The organism is Bradyrhizobium zhengyangense (assembly GCF_022012435.1).
In the GTDB taxonomy this organism is placed as follows: domain Bacteria; phylum Pseudomonadota; class Alphaproteobacteria; order Rhizobiales; family Xanthobacteraceae; genus Bradyrhizobium; species Bradyrhizobium zhengyangense.
Map to the genome: position 1 here is coordinate 535911 of NZ_JAKLUA010000003.1, position 18284 is coordinate 554194.

19 protein-coding genes are annotated in these 18284 nt (G+C 63.4%); 13 read left to right on the plus strand and 6 right to left on the minus strand.

Features of this window, described 5'->3' with window-relative positions; all coding sequences use genetic code 11:
• The first annotated feature begins 23 nt into the window (after positions 1 to 23).
• Positions 24 to 479, plus strand: a complete 456-nt coding sequence (locus L6637_RS14005) for a carboxymuconolactone decarboxylase family protein (protein ID WP_237870961.1) — start codon at positions 24 to 26, stop codon at positions 477 to 479.
• 27 nt (positions 480 to 506) lie between these two features.
• Here L6637_RS14005 and L6637_RS14010 read toward each other — a convergent pair whose 3' ends face one another.
• Entirely contained in the window at positions 507 to 1319 is an 813-nt protein-coding gene (locus L6637_RS14010; protein WP_237866585.1) for an alpha/beta fold hydrolase, read from the minus strand.
• Positions 1320 to 1322: 3 nt separating this feature from the next.
• Positions 1323 to 2141, minus strand: a complete 819-nt coding sequence (locus L6637_RS14015) for an alpha/beta fold hydrolase (protein ID WP_237866586.1) — start codon at positions 2139 to 2141, stop codon at positions 1323 to 1325.
• A 138-nt stretch (positions 2142 to 2279) separates the two neighbouring features.
• On the opposite strand from L6637_RS14015, the gene L6637_RS14020 reads away from it, so the two are divergent.
• Positions 2280 to 2822 carry a methylated-DNA--[protein]-cysteine S-methyltransferase gene (locus tag L6637_RS14020; RefSeq protein WP_237870941.1) on the plus strand — a complete coding sequence of 181 codons (543 nt, stop codon included), beginning with the start codon at positions 2280 to 2282 and terminating at the stop codon, positions 2820 to 2822.
• A 3-nt stretch (positions 2823 to 2825) separates the two neighbouring features.
• Here the strand turns inward: L6637_RS14020 and L6637_RS14025 are convergent, their stop codons facing one another.
• Together L6637_RS14025 and L6637_RS14030 are read right to left on the minus strand one after the other, a co-directional pair.
• Positions 2826 to 4370, minus strand: coding sequence for an acyl-CoA synthetase (locus tag L6637_RS14025; RefSeq protein ID WP_237866589.1), 1545 nt, complete (start codon positions 4368 to 4370; stop codon positions 2826 to 2828).
• Positions 4371 to 4471: 101 nt separating this feature from the next.
• Positions 4472 to 5644, minus strand: a complete 1173-nt coding sequence (locus L6637_RS14030) for an acetyl-CoA C-acetyltransferase (protein ID WP_237866590.1) — start codon at positions 5642 to 5644, stop codon at positions 4472 to 4474.
• 207 nt (positions 5645 to 5851) lie between these two features.
• On the opposite strand from L6637_RS14030, the gene L6637_RS14035 reads away from it, so the two are divergent.
• The 8 genes from L6637_RS14035 to L6637_RS14070 all read left to right on the plus strand — a co-directional run bounded on the left by L6637_RS14035 (position 5852) and on the right by L6637_RS14070 (position 14884).
• The gene (locus L6637_RS14035) at positions 5852 to 6454 is read left to right on the plus strand and encodes a TetR family transcriptional regulator (RefSeq protein WP_237866594.1); all 603 of its coding nucleotides are present in this window, start codon (positions 5852 to 5854) and stop codon (positions 6452 to 6454) included.
• A gap of 59 nt (positions 6455 to 6513) precedes the next feature.
• Positions 6514 to 7272, plus strand: coding sequence for an SDR family NAD(P)-dependent oxidoreductase (locus tag L6637_RS14040; protein WP_237870943.1), 759 nt, complete (start codon positions 6514 to 6516; stop codon positions 7270 to 7272).
• Between the two features lie 231 nt (positions 7273 to 7503).
• Positions 7504 to 8310, plus strand: coding sequence for an enoyl-CoA hydratase/isomerase family protein (locus L6637_RS14045; protein ID WP_237866596.1), 807 nt, complete (start codon positions 7504 to 7506; stop codon positions 8308 to 8310).
• 44 nt (positions 8311 to 8354) lie between these two features.
• Positions 8355 to 10226 carry an AMP-binding protein gene (locus L6637_RS14050; protein ID WP_237866597.1) on the plus strand — a complete coding sequence of 624 codons (1872 nt, stop codon included), beginning with the start codon at positions 8355 to 8357 and terminating at the stop codon, positions 10224 to 10226.
• 154 nt (positions 10227 to 10380) lie between these two features.
• Positions 10381 to 11508 carry an acyl-CoA dehydrogenase family protein gene (locus L6637_RS14055; protein ID WP_237866598.1) on the plus strand — a complete coding sequence of 376 codons (1128 nt, stop codon included), beginning with the start codon at positions 10381 to 10383 and terminating at the stop codon, positions 11506 to 11508.
• 15 nt (positions 11509 to 11523) lie between these two features.
• The gene (locus L6637_RS14060; protein WP_237866599.1) at positions 11524 to 12768 is read left to right on the plus strand and encodes an acyl-CoA dehydrogenase; all 1245 of its coding nucleotides are present in this window, start codon (positions 11524 to 11526) and stop codon (positions 12766 to 12768) included.
• 9 nt (positions 12769 to 12777) lie between these two features.
• Positions 12778 to 14022, plus strand: coding sequence for an acyl-CoA dehydrogenase (locus L6637_RS14065; RefSeq protein ID WP_237866601.1), 1245 nt, complete (start codon positions 12778 to 12780; stop codon positions 14020 to 14022).
• A 163-nt stretch (positions 14023 to 14185) separates the two neighbouring features.
• Positions 14186 to 14884 (plus strand): nitroreductase, encoded by a 699-nt coding sequence (locus tag L6637_RS14070; RefSeq protein ID WP_237866602.1) that lies wholly within the window; start codon positions 14186 to 14188, stop codon positions 14882 to 14884.
• Positions 14885 to 14970: 86 nt separating this feature from the next.
• Here L6637_RS14070 and L6637_RS14075 read toward each other — a convergent pair whose 3' ends face one another.
• Positions 14971 to 15519 (minus strand): sigma-70 family RNA polymerase sigma factor, encoded by a 549-nt coding sequence (locus L6637_RS14075; protein WP_128954138.1) that lies wholly within the window; start codon positions 15517 to 15519, stop codon positions 14971 to 14973.
• Positions 15519 to 15752: a NepR family anti-sigma factor gene (locus tag L6637_RS14080; RefSeq protein ID WP_194478017.1), complete on the minus strand. Its 234-nt coding sequence runs from the start codon at positions 15750 to 15752 to the stop codon at positions 15519 to 15521. The genes L6637_RS14075 and L6637_RS14080 overlap by 1 nt, the downstream gene beginning before the upstream one ends.
• Positions 15753 to 15974: 222 nt before the next feature.
• On the opposite strand from L6637_RS14080, the gene L6637_RS14085 reads away from it, so the two are divergent.
• The 3 genes from L6637_RS14085 (at position 15975) to L6637_RS14095 (ending at position 18221) form a co-directional block, all read left to right on the plus strand.
• The gene (locus L6637_RS14085) at positions 15975 to 16781 is read left to right on the plus strand and encodes a response regulator (RefSeq protein ID WP_177243503.1); all 807 of its coding nucleotides are present in this window, start codon (positions 15975 to 15977) and stop codon (positions 16779 to 16781) included.
• Positions 16782 to 16911: 130 nt separating this feature from the next.
• The gene (locus L6637_RS14090) at positions 16912 to 17511 is read left to right on the plus strand and encodes a nuclear transport factor 2 family protein (RefSeq protein ID WP_237866603.1); all 600 of its coding nucleotides are present in this window, start codon (positions 16912 to 16914) and stop codon (positions 17509 to 17511) included.
• A gap of 278 nt (positions 17512 to 17789) precedes the next feature.
• Complete coding sequence (locus L6637_RS14095; protein ID WP_237866604.1) at positions 17790 to 18221, plus strand: hypothetical protein; 432 nt, start codon at positions 17790 to 17792, stop codon at positions 18219 to 18221.
• The last annotated feature ends 63 nt before the right edge of the window (positions 18222 to 18284 follow it).

Below are 18284 nucleotides of genomic sequence, written 5' to 3' on the forward strand. Positions count from 1 at the left end.
TCGATCTATGGAGACGAGACATGATGCACGCCCGCATGAATCACCCGGTGATGGTCCTGCCCGAGGCCATGAACCTCCTTCAAGCCCTCGCCAACCTCACCAAGCAAGGCCTGCCGGAAAAGCTCCTGGAACTGGTGCATCTGCGCGCCAGCCAGATCAACGGCTGCAGCGTCTGCGTCGACATGCATCCCAAGATCGCCCGCAAGCTGGGCGAAACCGACGAGCGATTGTTCGCAGTCTCCGCCTGGCGGGAGGCGCCCTATTTCTCCGACGCCGAACGCGCCGCGCTGGCGCTGACGGAGGCGGTCACGCGCGTTGCCGATCGCGAGGATCCGGTGCCGGACGCGATCTGGAACGAGGCCGCCAAGCATTTTGACGAGCGCGAGCTCGCAACCCTGATCCTCGCGATCGCGACGATCAACGTCTGGAACCGGCTGAACGCGACCATCAAGATGCCTGTCGGCGTCTGGAAGGTGTGAGGCCTTTCCCTGTATGCGAGGCGAGAGCTACTCCGTCAGGAACCGGCTCACCGCCTCGCCAAACTCCAGCGGCGCCTGCTCGAACATCCAGTGTCCAGCATTGGGAATCACCGCCGTCTTGCTACCGGCGATGTGCGCGGCCAGCACGCGCCACATCACCGACAGGCTGCCGGTGGTGGCGCCGCCGCCGATCAGCAGCGTCGGCGTCTTGATTGCCTGCGCATCGCTGAGAGTGTAAGGCCGCCGCTGCTCATTGATCTGGCCGAGGAAGGTCAGCGTGTTGTCGCGCAATTGCTGCTTGGCCGTCGCCGGCACGCGCCGCCACGAGCCGTCGCCTTCGATGCCTTCATAGAAATTTTGCAGCGCGCCTTCGATGTCGCCGGCGCGGATCATCTCGACCGAGCGTATCGTCTTCGCCGCGAGCGGTGGGTAGGCAGGCGTGCCTTCCGGCACCGGCAGGCTGGCGTCGAGATCGCCGCCGGGCTCGGCCAGCACAAGTTTTCGCAACAGCTCAGGCCGCGCCTGCGCGACGCGGAAGGCGATGTGCCCGCCGCGCGAATGGCCCATCAGGTCGACTGGTCCGGGTTCGACCTGTTCGATGAAGGCGATCACGTCAGAGACGTGCTGCGCCATCTTGTAGTCATCGCCGACGGCGTCCCAATGTTCAGGGAAGAAATGCCGCAGGCTGACCGCGATCACGCGATGATTGGCCGATAGCGGGCCGAGCACCGAATACCAGGTGCGGAAATCCCCGAGCGTGCCATGCACGCAGACCAGCGGATGGCCCTCGCCGACTTCGAGATAGGCCATGTCGTAACCGTTGACGCGGAAGCTCTGCATGATTCAGCTCGCCAGAAAGTCGAGGACGACTTCGGAATATTTCTGCGGCGCCTGCTCGAACATCGGATGCGTCGCGTTCGGGATGATCGCCGTCCTGGAATAGGGTACGTGTGCCGCGAGCGCGTGCAGCACTTTCGGCAGCAGGCCCTTGGTCCGCGCGCCCAGGATGAACAGCGTCGGCATCAGAATCGCCTCCGCATCCGCTTTGGAGAAAGGCGGGCGGTTGTCGCGGACCTGGCCGATCAGCGTGTACGCGTTGTCGCGCAGATTCTGCTTCACCATCGCCGGCAGCCGCGGCCAGGTGCCGGCGCCCTCCAGCGTGTCGACGAACACGGCGAGACCGCCATCGACATTGCCGGCTGCGATCTTCTCGGCCGAAGCCGTGAAGCGCGCCAGCAGCGGCGACGGGCCGCCAGCATAGTCGGGATCAAGGCTCGCATCGAGCTCGCCGCCGGGCTCGGCAAGAACGAGCCGCCGCAGCAGATCAGGCCGCTGCTGCGCCACGCGGAAGCTGATGTGGCCGCCGCGGGAGTGGCCCATCAGATCGACCGGGCCGAGGTCGAGCTTCTCAATGAAGGCGATGACGTCACTAACATGCTGGACGATCGAATAGGTATCGCCGACGCCATTCCACTTGGCCGGAAAGAAGTGCCTCAGGCTGGGGACGATCATCCGGTGCCGCTGCGTCAACGGCCCGAGCACGCAGCCCCAGACGCGGAAGTCGGAGAGCGAGCCATGCACGCAGACCAGCGGCGGCCTGTCTCTGTCCTCGCCCACGTCGAGATAGGGCATGTCGTATCCAAGGACGTGGAGGCTTTGCATTCTCGGCTCGCGGAAAGGTGTGCGGAACTCCTGTGCAAGATTCCCGGAAACCGGGTGGATCGCAACTATTTCCAAGCCTAGATTTAGACCGAGATCACATTGGGGGCATGCGAGAGGACGCAAGCCAGGAACCAAGCCATGACCGACCAGCATTTCGCCCTGTTCGACACCAGAATCGGCCTCTGCGCCATCGCCTGGGGCCCGCGCGGCATCAACGGCACGCAGCTTCCGATGGGCGGCGAGCAGAAGATCCGCACCCGGATCAGCCAGCGCCATGCCGACGCCACCGAGGCGGAGCCGACTCCCGAGGTGCAGCACGCGATCGACCGCATGACCAAACTGCTCGCGGGCGAACGCGACGACCTCACCGATATCGAGCTCGATCTCGACGGCGTTCCCGAGTTCAACCGCGGCGTCTACGAGATCGCCCGCGCCATCCCGCCCGGCAAGACCATCACCTATGGCGACATCGCCAAGCAGCTCGGTGGCGTCCAGTTGTCGCGCGACGTCGGCCAGGCGCTCGGCCGCAACCCCTGTCCGATCGTCGTGCCCTGCCACCGTGTGCTCGCTGCCGGCAACAAGCCCGGCGGCTTTTCGGCGAATGGCGGCGTGGTGACGAAGCTGAAGATGCTCGAGATCGAAGGCGCGCTGGTGAACCACACGCCGAGTTTGTTTGATTGAGCCTTAAATCTTCGCCGCGGTTTTCGGCCAGTACTTGTCGCGCAGATGCCGCTTCACCAGCTTGCCCGTCGGCGTGCGCGGCAGCTCGGCTTCGAAATCAATCGAGCGCGGGCATTTGATGGCGGAGAGGCGGGTCTTGCAGTAGGCGATCAACTCGGCCTCGAGCTGCTTGCCGGCGCTCTTCATGTCGTGCGGCTGCACCACCGCCTTGACCTCTTCGCCCATCTCCTCGTTCGGCACGCCGAACACGGCGACGTCGGCGATTTCGGGGTGCGTGATCAGCACGTCCTCGGTTTCTTGCGGGTAAATGTTCACCCCGCCCGAGATGATCATGTAGGACTTGCGGTCGGTGAGGAACAGGAAGCCGTCCTTGTCGAGATAGCCGACGTCGCCGAGCGTCGACCATCCCTTGGCGTTGTAGGCCTTCTTCGTCTTCTCGGGGTCGTTGTGATAGGTGAAGGCTGGCGCGTCGGCGAAATACACCGTGCCGATCTCGCCAACCGGCTGCTCCTCGTCGTTCTCGTCCAAAATCTTGATCTTGCCGACTACGGCGCGGCCGACGCTGCCGCGATGCTCCAGCCATTGCTGCGAGTTGCAGACGGTGACGCCGTTGCCTTCCGAGCCAGCATAATACTCGATCAGGATCGGCCCCCACCATTCGATCATCTTGGCCTTCACGTCGACCGGGCAGGGTGCGGCGGCGTGGATTGCGCCCTTCAGCGTCGAGACATCGTATTTGGCGCGGACCTCGTCCGGCAGCTTCAGCATGCGCACGAACATGGTCGGTACGAGCTGGGATTGGGTGACCTTGTACTTCTCGACGAGCTTTAAGAATTCCTCGGCGTCGAAATGCTCCATGATGATGGAGGTGCCGCCCAGCACGATCGCCATCATGTTGAAGCGCAGAGGAGCCGCATGATAGAGCGGTGCCGGCGACAGATATGTGCTCTCGGCATTCATGCCGCACATGTCGGCGCAGAGCACGCGCAGGAATGCGTTCGGCACCTCAATCTTGTTGCCTTCGAACGCTTTCTTTATGCCCTTGGGTCGGCCGGTCGTGCCCGACGAATACAGCATGTCGTAACCGGCGACCTCGTCCGCGATCGGCGTGGTCGGTTGCGCCGCTGCCTCTTTGTCGTAGGAGCGGAAGCCGGGCAGGGGCTCGTCGACCATGTAGAAGATCGGTTCGCCCGGTGCGCCCTTGACCAGGTCCTTGATCTGCTCAGCGCATTTCGGCGTGGTGATCACGACCTTGGCGCCGCAATCGCCGATGATGTAGTCGATCTCGTCCTGCTTCAGGTAGCGGCTGATCGCGGTGTAATAGAGCCCGCTGCGTTGCGCGGCCCAGCAGATCTCCATGAAGGCGAGGCGGTTCTCCATCAACAGCGCGATGTGGTCGCCGGCTTTCAAGCCGAGCGAGCGGAACAGCTGCGCGCCCTGGTTCGAGAGTTCGTCGAGCTCGCGATAGGTGATCGCCTTGCCGGTCCCGGCCATCTGGTAGGCGATCTTGTCAGGCGTGCTCTTCGCGTAGATGGACGGATGCGTCATGGCGTTTCCTAAAAAAAAGAGGCGAGCGGTGAATGGCGATAGGGGCGGAAGCCACTCCCCATCACCAGTCACCACTCGCCATTTGTTCTTCGCTTTTCTTCTTACAGTCGTTCGACGATCGTCACGTTGGCCATTCCGCCGCCTTCGCACATGGTCTGGAGACCATAGCGCTTGCCGCGCTGGTGCAGCGCGTGGACCAGCGTCGTCATCAGCTTGGTGCCGGAGCCGCCGAGTGGATGACCGAGTGCGATGGCGCCGCCATTGACGTTGAGGCGCGCTGGATCGGCACCGGTGGTCTTCAGCCAGCCCGTCGGCACCGAGGCGAAGGCCTCGTTGACCTCGAACAGGTCGATGTCGTCGACCTTCATGCCGGCCTTCTCCAGCGCCTTCTTGGTGGCGTGCAGCGGCGCATCGAGCATGATGACGGGATCGCCGCCGGTCATGGTCAAGTGGTGGATGCGTGCGAGCGGCTTCACACCGAGCTGCTTGAGGCCGCGCTCGTTGACGACCATGACGCCCGAGGCGCCGTCGCAGATCTGGCTGGCGCTGGCGGCAGTCAGCTTGCCGTTCTCGGCGATCAGCTTGACGCCCTTGATGCCTTCGAGCGTGGCGTCGAAGCGGATGCCTTCGTCGATGTGGTGGGTGTCCTTGCTGCCGTCGGCTCTGACAATCTCGAGAGGCACGATCTCCTTCTTGAAGTGACCCGCCTGGGTGGCCGCAATTGCGCGCTGATGGCTCTGGAACGAATATTCGTCGAGGTCATCCTTCGACAGCCCATACTTCTCGGCCATCATCTCGGCGCCGGTGAACTGGCTGAATACGATGTTCGGATATCTCGCCTCGATGCCAGGGCTCTTGTAATTGCCAAAGCCGTTCTTGGCAGGCAGCTGCGAGGACAGGCCCATCGGCACGCGCGTCATGGATTCCACGCCGGCCGCGATCACCACGTCCATGGTGCCGGACATCACGGCCTGTGCTGCAAAGTGCAACGCCTGCTGCGAGGAGCCGCACTGACGGTCGATCGAGGTGCCCGGCACGCTCTCCGGCAGCTTCGAGGCCATGATCGCGTTGCGCGCGACGTTGTTGGACTGCTCTCCGACCTGCATCACGCAGCCCATGATCACGTCCTCGACCAGCGCGGGATCGACCTTGGTGCGATCGACCAGTTCGTCCAGCACCTTGGCAGCGAGATCGGCCGGATGCCAGCCGGCGAGGCGGCCCCCCTTGCGCCCGCCCGCGGTACGCGCAGCGGCGACGATATAAGCCTCGGCCATTTCGGTCTCTCCCATGATTGTTCTGAATTGGGTTTTCGGGGTTTTAAGGGCCGGGATATCGTTTAGTCAATCGATCAATTAACTCTTGTGGGGAGGCGCTGCTTGGGCTTATCTGCGGCCCGCTTGAGGCGACGAGGACAAGGGATCTCCGTGACTACCAGTGTACCGAGCAGGCTCCCTAGCGGAAGAAATTCCACGGCAGAGAAATTGCTCGTGGCCGCAAGCGAGTTGATGATCGAACGCTCCTCGATCGAGATCTCGCTCTCCGACATTGCCCAGAAGTCAGGCGCCAACGCAGCGCTGGTCAAATATCATTTCGGCAACAAGGACGGCCTGCTGCTGGCGCTGCTCGCGCGCGATGCCGCGACCGAAATGTCCAATCTCGAATATCTGCTGGCGCAGCCGATTACAGCGACGGCAAAACTGAAGCTGCACATCGCCGGCATCATCCGCGCTTATCACCGGTTCCCTTACATGAACCGGCTGATCCATTATCTGCTGCACGAGAGCGTTGCCGGCTCCGCCGATGAAGTCTCGAAATTCTTCGTCGCGCCGCTGCTCGACTTTCATCGCCGCCTGCTCGACGAAGGCGTCAGCCGCGGTGAATTCCGACAGACCGATCCGGTGTTGTTCTACACCAGCCTGATCGGCGCTTGCGATCATCTGTTCTTCGGCCGGCACGCGATGTCTCGCGCGACCGGCGTCGGCCCGGTCACCGACGAAGTCTGCCGGCAATACATCAAGCACATGGAAACGCTGATCTGCGGTGGCATCCTCACGCAAGCCGAGGAAGCTGCTGCCGCCGGATAATCCGGCCAGGACTCATAAGTAAGTCTAGAGAAGAAACGCCCAAGGAAAGGTAGCCTGTCATGGAATTGAAAGACGTAGCCGTTCTCATCACCGGTGGTGGCTCGGGTCTCGGCGAAGCGACCGCGCGCGCCATGGCGGCCAAGGGCGCCAAGATCGGCGTGATCGACCAGAACAAGGAGAACGCCGAGAAGGTCGCCGCGGAAGTGAAGGGCATCGCGCTTCATGCCGACGTCACCAGCGAGGAGCAGATCAAGGCTGCGATCGCCAAGGCGGAAGCCGCGCATAGCGTTGCTCGCGTGCTGATGAACTGCGCCGGCATCGGCGGTTCGCAGCGCATCGTCGGCCGCGATGGCGTCTACCCGCTCGAAAAGTTCGCGCGTATCATCAACGTCAATCTGATCGGCACGTTCAACTGCCTGCGACTGTTCGCCGAGCGCCTCGTCACGATCGAGCCTGTTGGTGAGGAGCGCGGCGTCATCATCAACACCGCGTCGGTGGCCGCCTATGAAGGCCAGATCGGCCAGATCGCCTATTCGGCCTCGAAGGGCGGCGTTGTCGGTTTGACCTTGCCTGCCGCACGCGATCTCGCGAGCCAGAAGATTCGCGTCAACACCATCGCGCCCGGCTTATTCTTCACGCCGCTGCTGATGGGTCTCAATGAGGAGGCGCGCAAGAGCCTGGGCGCTCAGGTGCCGCATCCCTCGCGCCTTGGCGATGCCAAGGAGTACGGCGCACTCGCCGTGCACATCGTCGAGAACGCGATGCTCAACGGCGAGACCATCCGCCTCGACGGCGCCATCCGCATGGCTCCGCGGTAGGCTCTTCCCTTCTCTCCTTGTGGGAGAAGGTGGCATAGGCGGCCTCCGGCCGCCGTCCTTAGTAGGACGCCGATGCTTTGCATCGGCTATAGCGCCGGATGAGAGGTTCTCTCCACGGAGACAGACCCCTCACCCAAGCGAGTATGTGGCTAGCGAAGTACATGCCCTCTCCCACAAGGGGAGAGGGCGCAGCAATCGGCGCCGTGACTCGCGGCTAGCACGAGGCTTTCCATGTCCCAACCGCTGCTGATCGAGCATGACGACGGCGTCGACCGGGTGACGCTCAATCGGCCTGACAGTCTCAACGCGCTCGATCCTGCGCTGATCGATGCGCTCAACGTCTATTTCCAGGGACTCCAGCGCAACCGCGACACACGCGTCGTCGTGCTACGCGGTGCCGGCAAGAATTTTTGCGCCGGCCTCGATCTGAAGGCGGCGATGGCGCGCCGCGCCGGGCAGCAGGAGCCGCCTGGCGTCACGGAGTCGCTGGATTCGCAGCGACGCATCGCCGACATCGTGATGCTGATGCGCCGCTGTCCGCAGCCGATCCTGTCGCTGGTGCAGGGCGCGGCGGCCGGCGGCGGTTTTGCGCTGGCGCTGGCCTCCGACATTCGCATTGCGACGAAGTCGGCGCGGATGAACTGCGCCTTCATCAAGCTCGGCCTTGGCGGCTGCGACATCGGCACCAGCTATTTCCTGCCGCGGCTGGTCGGCGTGTCGGTGGCGTCGGAACTGATCCTCACGGGACGCTTCATCGGCGCGGAGCGGGCACTTGCGGTCGGGCTCGTCTCTGAGGTCGTGGACGAAGACAAGCTCGACGCGGCCGCCGAGCCTTACGTCGATGCGATGATCACGGCCTCGCCGGTGGGGCTGCGCCTGTCAAAGGAATGTCTTAACATGAGCGTCGATGCAGGATCGCTGGAAGCCGCGATCGCGATGGAGGACCGCAACCAGGTCCTGTGCAGCCGCTCCGAGGAATTTTCGGAAGGCATCAGGGCCTTCCTTGAGAAGCGAAAGCCTGTCTATATCAAGCGCTGAACAACGAATATCCGCAAAGGACAAGAAATTCCGGGAGACGCAAAATGAGTGGAAGCGCGGCGGCGGTGATGTCAAAGCCCGCCTTTCGCAGGGTCGAGTGGCTCGCGCGCGACATCGATGTCGAGCGCCGCGCTGATGGCACGGTGGTGCTGAAGTCGCGCATTCCGCTGCAGGCTTACGAAAAGCATCTTCCGGCTTCGCTGGCGAAATGGGCCAGGGAAGCGCCCGAGCGCATCTGGCTCGCGCAGCGCGGCGGCCCGAACCGCGAATGGCGAAAAGTCTCGTATGGCGAAGCCAAGCGCACGGTCGATGCGCTGACGCAGGCGCTGCTGAATCTCAAACTCGACGGACGCCCGGTCGCGATCCTCTCCGGCAATTCGATCGAGCACGCGCTGATGACGCAGGCGGCGATGCAGGCACGCGTCCCGGCGGCCCCGGTGTCGCCGGCTTACTCCTTGATGAGCCATGATCACGTCAAGCTGAAGTATCTGTTTGACCTGATCAAGCCGGCTGTGGTGATGGTGCAGGACGGCCCGACCTTCGAAAAGGCGCTGAAAGCCCTCGATCTCACCGGCGTCACTGTCGTGCACGTCTCCCGGCCCTGTGAGGGCGTCAAGAGCGTCAGCTTTGCCGACCTTGCGGCAACACCTGTGACGAAGGATGTCGAGGAGTCGATCGCGAAGATCACGCCCGACACCGTCGGCAAGTTGCTGTTCACGTCGGGCTCGACCGGCATGCCCAAGGCCGTCATCAATACGCAAGAGATGATGTGCGCCAATGCCGCGATGATGATGCAGGTGCGGCCGCGCATCCCGGGCGGTCCGCTGCCGGTGGTGCTGGACTGGATGCCGTGGAATCACACCATGGGCGGCAATGCCGCGTTCCATCCGGTGCTGGTCGATGGCGGCACGCTCTATATCGACGACGGCCGGCCGATGCCGGGACAGCTCGAGGAGACGATCAGGAATCTCCGCGAGATCTCGCCGACTTATTATGCCAACGTGCCGGCCGGCTATGCTGCGCTGGCGGCGGCGATGGAAAAGGACGACGCGCTGTGCCGCTCCTTCTTCAAGAACCTTTCGATTATGGCCTATGGCGGTGCGCGGCTGCCCGACGATCTCTACGATCGCATGCAGGCGCTTGCGGTCAAGACCACCGGTGAGCGCATCGTGTTCTACACTGGCTGGGGTTCGACCGAGACCGCGCCGACTTCGACCGGCACCTATTGGGACACCGAACGCGTCGGCCTGATCGGCCTGCCGTTCCCCGGCGTCGAGCTGAAGATGGTGCCGTGCGGCTCGAAATACGAGTTGCGGCTGCGCGGCGTCAACGTCACGCCTGGCTATTTCGGCCAGCCCGATCTCACCAAGAAGATGTTCGACGAAGAAGGCTTTTACTGCATCGGCGACGCCGGCATTTTCGTCGACGACAACGATCCGGTGAAGGGCATCATCTTTGCGGGTCGGGTCGTCGAGGACTTCAAGCTCACCACCGGCACGTTCGTTCATGTCGGCTCGCTCCGCACCGACGCGATCGCGGCGGCGACGCCGGTCGTGCATGACGCGCTGGTTGCAGGGCAGGATCGCGCTTTCATCGGGCTCCTTGCCTGGCCGAACCTGCATGCATGCCGCCAGCTCGTCGGCAATCCCGATCTCAGCTTCGAGGATGCGGTGAAGCATCCCGAGGTGATTGCGTGCTTCAATCGCGGCCTCCAGGCCCACAACAAGGAATGCGAGGGCGCCAGCAGCCGTATCATCGCGCGCGCGATGCTGATGGTCGAGCCGCCTTCGATCGACGGCAACGAGCTCACCGACAAGGGCTATATCAACCAGCGCGCCGGCCTCGAGCGCCGCGCGGCGCTGGTCGAGCGGCTCTATGCGGACAAACCGGATCAGGATGTGATCGTGCTGCGATGAAGCACTTCTCTCTCCACTCGTCATTCCGGGGCGCGCGCAGCGCGAACCCGGAATCCATCGGGCCGCATAAAGGCGGTGAAATGGATTCCGGGCTCGCCGCTACGCGACGCCCTGGAATGACGGTCTCTAACAACAAATAAGAGGGCAGGCCGCCATGAACTTCGATTTCTCTGACGACCAGAAACAGCTCCGTGACCAGGCGCGCAAATTCCTCACAGAAAAATGCTCACCCAAAGCCGTGCGCGTCGTGCTCGACGGCAAGACGCCTTACGACAAGGAACTCTGGAAGGGCCTTGCCGAGATGGGCTTCCTCGGCGTTGCAATCCCCGAGGAGTTCGGCGGTGCCGGCGCCGGCCATCTCGAGCTTTGCGTGATCGCTGAGGAGATGGGCCGCGCCAATGCGCCGGTGCCATTCTCCTCGACAGTTTATCTTGCCGCCGAAGCGCTGCTGATCGCCGGCAGTGACGCGCAAAAGAAGAAGTGGCTGCCCGCCATCGCTTCGGGCGAAGCGATCGGCACGCTGGCGCTGTTCGAGGGCAAGGGCAATCCGGCGCCGAAGAACGTCAAGCTTACGGCTGCGAACGGCGTGCTCAACGGCGTCAAGAAGCCGGTGCCCGATGGCGCGATTGCTGACTTTGCTGTGGTTGCAGCGCGCACGGGATCGAGCGGGCGCGACGGTGACATCTCGCTGTTCCTCGTTGACCTCAAGGCAGGCGGCGTCGAGGTGAAAAGCCTCACCAATCTCGACCCGACCCGTGGTCAGGCCGAGATCACCTTCAAAGATGCCAAGGCTGAGCCGCTCGGTGTGGCCGGCGAGGGTTGGAGCATTTTAACCGAGGTGCTCGACCGCGCCGCGGTGCTGTGCGCCTTCGAGCAGGTCGGCGGCGCTGACCGCGCGTTGGAGATGGGCCGCGACTACGCGCTCGACCGTATCGCCTTCGGCCGCCAGATCGGCTCGTTCCAGGCGATCAAGCACATGCTCGCGGACATGTATGTCTCGGCGACGCTGGCGCGCTCCAACAGCTATTACGGCGCCTGGGCGCTCTCGACCAACGCGGCCGAACTGCCGGAAGCCGCTGCCGCCGCGCGCATCAGCGCGACGCAGGCGTTCCAGCACTGCGCCAAGAACAACATCCAGGTTCACGGCGGCATGGGTTTCACCTGGGAGTTCGACTGCCACATGTACTACCGTCGCGCCAACGCGATGGCACTCGGGCTCGGCAGCCTCACCTATTGGGAAGATCAACTGATCGATCGCATGCGCAAGAAGAACGCGGCTTAGGCGAAGGACACTGTCATGAACTTCGACGACACTCCGCAGGAAGCCGAATTCCGCGCCACCGCGCGGGCGTGGATCGGCGCCAACGCGCCGAAGCAATATGAGGAGGATCTGCGCAAATCCTCGCTCGGTCGTACCGTGCTCAGGAACGCTGACATTCTCGAGGTTGCAAAGGCCTGGCAGAAGAGGAAGGCCGATGCCGGCTGGGCCTGCCTGCACTGGCCAAAGGAATATGGCGGCCGCGGCTCATCGCCGATCGAGCGCGTGATCTGGCAGCAGGAGGAGGGGCCGTTCGGCCAGCTGTCCCGCATGTTCATCATCGGCCACGGCATGTGCGGGCCGACCATGATGGCGTTCGCACGCGAGGAGCATAAGCGCACCTACCTCCCGCCGCTCGCATCAGGCGAGAAGGTCTGGTGCCAGCTGTTCTCCGAACCGGCCGGCGGCTCCGATGTCGCTGGCCTGCGCACGCGCGCAGAGAAGGATGGCGACGACTGGGTCATCAACGGCCAGAAGATCTGGACGTCGGGCGCGCATTATTCCGACTACGGCATCTTGCTCACCCGCACCGATCCCACCGTGCCCAAGCACAAGGGTCTCACCATGTTCTTCCTGGACATGAAGAGCCCGGGCGTCGAAGTGCGGCCGATCAAGCAGGCGAGCGGTGCGTCCGACTTCAACGAAGTTTATTTCACCAATGTCCGCATCCCCGACCATCAGCGCCTCGGCGAGGTCGGTGACGGCTGGAACGTTTCGCTGACCACTCTGATGAACGAACGCAGTGCGATCGGTGCGGCCGTCTCGACCGGTTTCCCCGAACTGTTCGAATATTGCTCCAGCCTGATGCTCGATGACGGTCCGGCGATCGAGGATCGCGCGGTGCGCTCGAAGCTCGCCAACTGGGCGGTGAAGGCGAGCGGGCTGAAATACACCAGCATGCGCGCGATCTCCGCGCTGTCGAAGGGCGAGCGGCCTGGTCCGGAGAACTCGATCGGCAAGCTCGTGGCGGGCTCCATGATTCAGGACGTCGCGACCTACGCACTCGATCTGCAAGGTGCCGCCGGCGTCGTCAGCGGCGAGGATGCCGAGCTCGCCGGCCGCTTCCAGGCGATGCTGCTGCGTGCGCCGGGCACCCGCGTCGAAGGCGGCACCGACGAGATCATGCGGAACATCATCGCCGAGCGGGTGCTGGGCCTGCCCGGCGACATCAGGGTCGACAAGGACGTGCCGTTCAACAAGATCCCGACCAGGGGAAGAGGGTAGAGGTTCGCCATGAATTTCGACGATACCCCGCAGGAAGCCGCATTCCGCGAGACCGCGCGCAAATGGATCACCGCCAACGCGCCGAAGGAGTTCGAGCAGGAGCTGTCAAAATCCTCGCTCGGCCGCATCAGGCTTGCCAAGCACGACATGGTCGAGGTCGGCAAGGCCTGGCAGAAGAAGAAGGCCGAAGGCGGCTGGGCCTGCCTGCACTGGCCGAAGGAATATGGTGGTCGTGGCGCCACGCCGATCGAGCGCGTGATCTGGCAGCAGGAAGAGGGCGTCTACGGCAAGCTGACGCAGCCATTCCAGATCGGCGAGGGCATGTGCGGCCCGACCGTGATGGCTTGGGGCACCGAGGACGCCAAGCGCCGCTATTTGCCGAAGCTCGCCTCGGGCGAGGAGATCTGGTGTCAGCTGTTCTCCGAGCCGTCCGCCGGCTCTGATGTCGCGGGCCTGCGCACGCGCGCGGAGAAGAAGGGCGACGTCTGGGTTGTGGACGGCCAGAAGATCTGGACTTCCGGCGCGCATTACTCCGACTACGGTCTGTTGATCGCGCGCACCGATCCAAATGTGCCCAAGCACAAGGGCCTCACCATGTTCTTCCTGGACATGAAGAGCCCTGGTGTCGAGGTGCGGCCGATCAAGCAGGCCAACGGCATGCAGGAGTTCAACGAGGTCTATTTCACTGATGTCGTCATCCCGGACAGCCAGCGTCTCGGCGCGGTCGGCGAAGGCTGGAGCGTCTCGCTGACCACGCTGATGAACGAACGCATGTCGATCGGCGCGCGGCTCGCGACCGGCGTCCCTGAGATGTTCGAGTTTTGCTCGAACCTGACGCTGGAGGATGGTCTCGCCATCGACGATCCCGCTGTGCGCTCAAAGCTTGCGAGCTGGGCGGTGAAGTCGAGCGGGCTGAAATACACCAGCTACCGCGCGATCTCGGCGCTGTCGAAAGGCGAGCGGCCGGGACCGGAGAACTCCATCGGCAAACTGGTCTCGGGCATGATGCTCCAGGACATCGCGACCTACGCCATGGACCTCCAGGGCGCGGCCGGAGTGCTCACCGGCAGCGACGAGGAGACGGTGCACGGCCAGTTTCAGCAGATGCTGCTGTCCTCGCCCTCGATGCGGATTGCCGGCGGCACCGACGAGATCTTGCGCAACATCATCGCCGAGCGGGTACTGGGATTGCCGGGGGATATCCGCGTCGACAAGGATGTGCCTTACAACAAGATCCCGACCAAGGGGCGGTGACAACTTCAATCACGGAATCGTAGGGTGGGTTAGTTAGCGCAGCGTAACCCACCTCTTAGCTTCCGCAGAGGAGACAGAAGTGGTGGGTTACGCCGCGCGGTTTGCGCTTCGCGCAATCCGCGGGGTTAACCCACCCTACGAAGAAAGCGACGCGAGCTAGATCATGGACGCTAAAGTCAACCAAAACGACCGCATCGGCGTGCTCGAAGAGCTCCTCAACGAGCGTTACTCCGTGCGCGCCTTCCTGCCCAAGGAGGTCGATCGCGCCACTATCGAGCATGTGCTGACCACGGCGCAGCGGACCGCGTCCTGGTGCAACAGCCAGCCCTGGCAGGTCATCATCGCCAGCGGCGAGGCGAAAGAGCGCTTCCGCCAACTGATCTACAAGGAGGCCTCAGGCGGCCTTGGTGACGATTATGATTTCACGCCGCCGCGCGAATATGTCGGCGTCTATCTCGAGCGCCGCCGCGAGAGCGGCTTTCAGCTCTACAACACGCTCGGCATCCCGCGCGGCGACAAGATGGGTTACGCCAAGCAGGCGCTGGAGAATTACAATTTCTTTGGCGCGCCGCATGTCGCGATCATTCACACCAATGAGCCGCTCGGCATCTATGGCGCGATCGACTGCGGTGCCTATGTTTCAAATTTCATGCTCGCCGCGCAAGCGCTCGGGCTCGGCACGATTCCGCAGGCCGCGCTGGCGCGCCATTCCGGCCTGATCCGCCGCCACTTCAACTTGCCCGACGACCGCCGTGTCGTCTGCGGCATCTCGTTCGGCTATGCCGATCATGCGCACAAGGTCAACAGTTACCGCACCTCGCGCGCATCAGTCGCTGACACAGTGACGTTCGTCGAGACATGACTCGAGCCGAGTTGGCTTGTTCACACGCGCGCAAAGACGGCCGCACAAACGGCCGCCTTCGCGAGCTGCCTTGATCAAATGACGCGCTATCCGCCGCTGCCGCCGATCACGGCGCGCACGGTCTCGTCGGGCCCGAAGTCCTCGGCGCCGTCGACATAGAGCAGCGCGGCGAGCTTCGAGCGCGCGCGGTTGACGCGGCTCTTGATGGTGCCGACGGCACAGCCGCAGATCGAGGCCGCATCCTCATAGGAGAAGCCAGAGGCTCCGACCAGGATCAGCGCCTCACGCTGATCTTGGGGAAGCTTCTCGAGCGCGGTGCGAAACTCCTCGAACTCGAGATGAGCGTTCTGCGAAGGCTGCGTCTTCAGCGTCTTGGCATAGTTGCCCTCGGCGTCCTCGACCTCACGCCGCCGCTTGCGATAGTCGGAGCGAAACAGATTGCGCAGGATCGTGAACAGCCACGCCGGCAGATTGGAGCCGGGCTGGAACGAGTCGATGTTGGCGAGCGCGCGGAGCAGCGTCTCCTGCACCAGATCGTCGGCGCGGTCGGCATTGCCGCTAAGCGATATGGCGAACGCGCGCAGGCTTGGCACGGCCGCCAGAATGTCGTCACGCAGGGAGTTTGTGAGAGGCATTAGTCCCTCCCATTGTTGTCGTTGGAGCCCCCAGCCCCATTCTCGTTTGGAGACCCACCTCCCGGCGCATCAAGCTTTTTGATGAGCTCCGCGAACCGGTCCGGAACCCCCTGCCGCACGACATCATCATACATCGCGCGCAGTTGATGCCCTATCCGGGATTGGATCTCCGGAGTGAGGCCTCCCTTGCCGGGGGTCGTGCTTTTGCTGGCTTGAGACTTGAGATCTTTCATGACCTGTTCCACGTTTCCCCGAGTTAAGTGACTGCAAAATAGAGAAGTTTTCTCAACCGGGAGCCGTTCCCTGGACGAGTTCAATTCAGGGTTCGACAAAAAGTTCCCAGCCAAAGGGAACTTTTCTTATCCTGAGGCGTAATCAGCCCCAGCAGGGGAACCCGGGCCTCCCCTCATGTTGCCTGGTTCCTCAAGGTTGGCCCGATGATGAATGGAGTGGGGATGTCCCGTTCACAGCTCGTTGCTGAACACTTGCCGTTGTTGCGCCGGTATGCGCGCGCCCTGACGGGCAGCCAGGCCTCCGGCGACGCCTATGTCGCAGCCATGTTGGAAGCCATGCTGGGAGATCCGTCAGTGCTCGACGAGAGCCATGGGCCGCGGGCCGGCCTGTTCCGGCTGTTTACCCAGATCTGGAATTCGGTTTCGGTCAATGACGATTCCGAGGTGGCGACACTGCCGATGCCGCCGGAACGCCGGCTGTCCAATATCACGCCGCTGCCGCGCCAAGCCTTCCTGCTACTCTCGCTCGAGGGCTTTTCGGAAGAGGAAGTCGCTTTCGTCCTCGGCACCGACGTTGCCGAGACGCGCCGGCTGGCTGACGCCGCCGGCCGCGAGATGGCGGCGGAGATCGCAACCGACGTGCTGATCATCGAGGACGAGACCTTCATCGCCATGGACCTCGAGAGCCTGGTGAAGAATCTCGGCCACAATGTCGTCGGCGTCGCGCGCACCCATGCCGATGCCGTGGCGCTGGCCAAGAACAAGCGGCCGGGCCTCATCCTCGCCGATATCCAGCTCGCCGACGGCTCCTCGGGCCTCGATGCGGTAAACGAGCTGCTGCGCACCTTCGAGGTGCCTGTCGTGTTCATCACCGCCTATCCCGAGCGCTTCCTCACCGGCGAACGCCCCGAGCCGGCCTTCCTGATCTCAAAACCGTTCCAGCCCGCGATGGTGTCGGCGGTGGCGAGCCAGGCGCTGTTCTTCCAGCGCAACTCGCGCAACCGCGCGCCGAAGGCCCCGGCGGCGTAGCGCGACCAGCCATCTGGCGATGACGTTCGATCCGGCGTGCCGCGAGGCACGCCGGATTTTTCGTGCCCGCTTGACTGGTATTGAATTCGCCGCCCATACCTCGTGCATCTCGACAATCGGAGACGTACCCATGGACCAGCAACTGCTCGACCGCCTCGCCATCCGCGACCTCGTCGAGAACTGGGCGGTGTGGCGCGATGCCGGCGACTGGGAGCGCTTTGCCACCGTCTGGCACGAGGAAGGCTGGATGTCCGCCACCTGGTTTCAGGGGCCGGCGCGGGAGTTCATGCGGGTCAGCCAGGAAGGCTTTGCCACGGGCGTGCGCATTCTGCATTTCCTTGGCGGCAGCAGCATCGACCTTTCGCGCGAGCGTGCCATTGCGCAAACCAAGATGACGATTTCGCAGCGGGCCCTGGTGCACGACGTGCTCTGCGACGTCGTCTGCACCGGCCGCTTCTACGATTTCCTGGAGAAGCGAAAGGATCAGTGGGGCATCGTCCGCCGCCAGCCGATCTACGAGAAGGACCGGATCGATCCGGTCGATCCGGCAGCAGAGCTTCGCCTCGACCAGCAAGCGCTCGCTGCGCTGCCCGAAGGCTACCGCCACCTCGCCTACATGCAGGAGCTGATCGGCTACAAGGTCAAGCGCGACATGCCGGGCCTGATCGGCCCCGAGGTCGAGAAGCTCTATGGCGAGGGACGGGACTGGCTGGCGGGGAAGGCCAAATAGTCTGCAAGCAAGGTGAGCCCCAGACAAAAGTAAGGCGCGACTGGCATCACCACAGTCGCGCCCTACGTCGCCGGCTTATGGGGCAGGGGGGAATAGCCGGCTGTTGAGACGACTCCCAGCCAAGAGAGTCGTTCCCAGTGGTCGCAAAATTTTTTAAGCGGCTTTTGTGCGCTCTGGCGTGAATTTGGCACACGGTTAAGTGATCTTAACTTCTGGGAAACTCCGGTCCTCCCCTCGCGTTGTTCCCGCGATCGCCATGGGGCGAGGGACCGATAGTCATGCCACAGATTCAAAAGGTAATTTTTGGTGCCGTCGCGCTTATAGCGACGCTGGGCGCCGTTCAGGTCGGCGCCGTGCAACTGGCTTCCGGCCAGGATCTGGCCGAGCGCTGGGAAGCGCTGGCCGACCAGCCGGGCCAAACCTCAGGTCGCAACCTCGCAACTCATAACGTCAACCGCGCCGGTAAGTCCGACCGCCTCGCCGACCTGAAGCCGGCGGCGGTTCCGACTCGTACCGTCTCGATGCGGTTGAACGACCTTGCCGATACGTCCGTGCTGCTGCGGGTCCCCGCGGTCACCGAGACCGGCAACGCCAAGCCGGCGTCGTTGCTTCTGACGCCGGGCCGCAAGCCCACGATCGCCTGCGAGCCGATGGTCAGCTCCCTGACCGAGGTCGCCAAGCTGCTGCAGCCTGGCCGCTGCGTGACCTGATCCGCATCGGCCCTCCGCGCAAAAACGTCCTCCCGTCGGGAAGGCGGCTTTGCACGCGCACTT

Bases quoted from the DNA above. Each gene is read 5' to 3' on its own strand.
- L6637_RS14005 (WP_237870961.1), top strand. From the start codon at position 24: ATGCACGCCCGCATGAATCACCCGGTGATGGTCCTGCCCGAGGCCATG.
- L6637_RS14010 (WP_237866585.1), bottom strand. From the start codon at position 1,319: ATGCAGAGCTTCCGCGTCAACGGTTACGACATGGCCTATCTCGAAGTC.
- L6637_RS14015 (WP_237866586.1), bottom strand. From the start codon at position 2,141: ATGCAAAGCCTCCACGTCCTTGGATACGACATGCCCTATCTCGACGTG.
- L6637_RS14020 (WP_237870941.1), top strand. From the start codon at position 2,280: ATGACCGACCAGCATTTCGCCCTGTTCGACACCAGAATCGGCCTCTGC.
- L6637_RS14025 (WP_237866589.1), bottom strand. From the start codon at position 4,370: ATGACGCATCCGTCCATCTACGCGAAGAGCACGCCTGACAAGATCGCC.
- L6637_RS14030 (WP_237866590.1), bottom strand. From the start codon at position 5,644: ATGGCCGAGGCTTATATCGTCGCCGCTGCGCGTACCGCGGGCGGGCGC.
- L6637_RS14040 (WP_237870943.1), top strand. From the start codon at position 6,514: ATGGAATTGAAAGACGTAGCCGTTCTCATCACCGGTGGTGGCTCGGGT.
- L6637_RS14045 (WP_237866596.1), top strand. From the start codon at position 7,504: ATGTCCCAACCGCTGCTGATCGAGCATGACGACGGCGTCGACCGGGTG.
- L6637_RS14050 (WP_237866597.1), top strand. From the start codon at position 8,355: ATGAGTGGAAGCGCGGCGGCGGTGATGTCAAAGCCCGCCTTTCGCAGG.
- L6637_RS14055 (WP_237866598.1), top strand. From the start codon at position 10,381: ATGAACTTCGATTTCTCTGACGACCAGAAACAGCTCCGTGACCAGGCG.
- L6637_RS14060 (WP_237866599.1), top strand. From the start codon at position 11,524: ATGAACTTCGACGACACTCCGCAGGAAGCCGAATTCCGCGCCACCGCG.
- L6637_RS14065 (WP_237866601.1), top strand. From the start codon at position 12,778: ATGAATTTCGACGATACCCCGCAGGAAGCCGCATTCCGCGAGACCGCG.
- L6637_RS14070 (WP_237866602.1), top strand. From the start codon at position 14,186: ATGGACGCTAAAGTCAACCAAAACGACCGCATCGGCGTGCTCGAAGAG.
- L6637_RS14075 (WP_128954138.1), bottom strand. From the start codon at position 15,519: ATGCCTCTCACAAACTCCCTGCGTGACGACATTCTGGCGGCCGTGCCA.
- L6637_RS14080 (WP_194478017.1), bottom strand. From the start codon at position 15,752: ATGAAAGATCTCAAGTCTCAAGCCAGCAAAAGCACGACCCCCGGCAAG.
- L6637_RS14085 (WP_177243503.1), top strand. From the start codon at position 15,975: ATGTCCCGTTCACAGCTCGTTGCTGAACACTTGCCGTTGTTGCGCCGG.
- L6637_RS14090 (WP_237866603.1), top strand. From the start codon at position 16,912: ATGGACCAGCAACTGCTCGACCGCCTCGCCATCCGCGACCTCGTCGAG.
- L6637_RS14095 (WP_237866604.1), top strand. From the start codon at position 17,790: ATGCCACAGATTCAAAAGGTAATTTTTGGTGCCGTCGCGCTTATAGCG.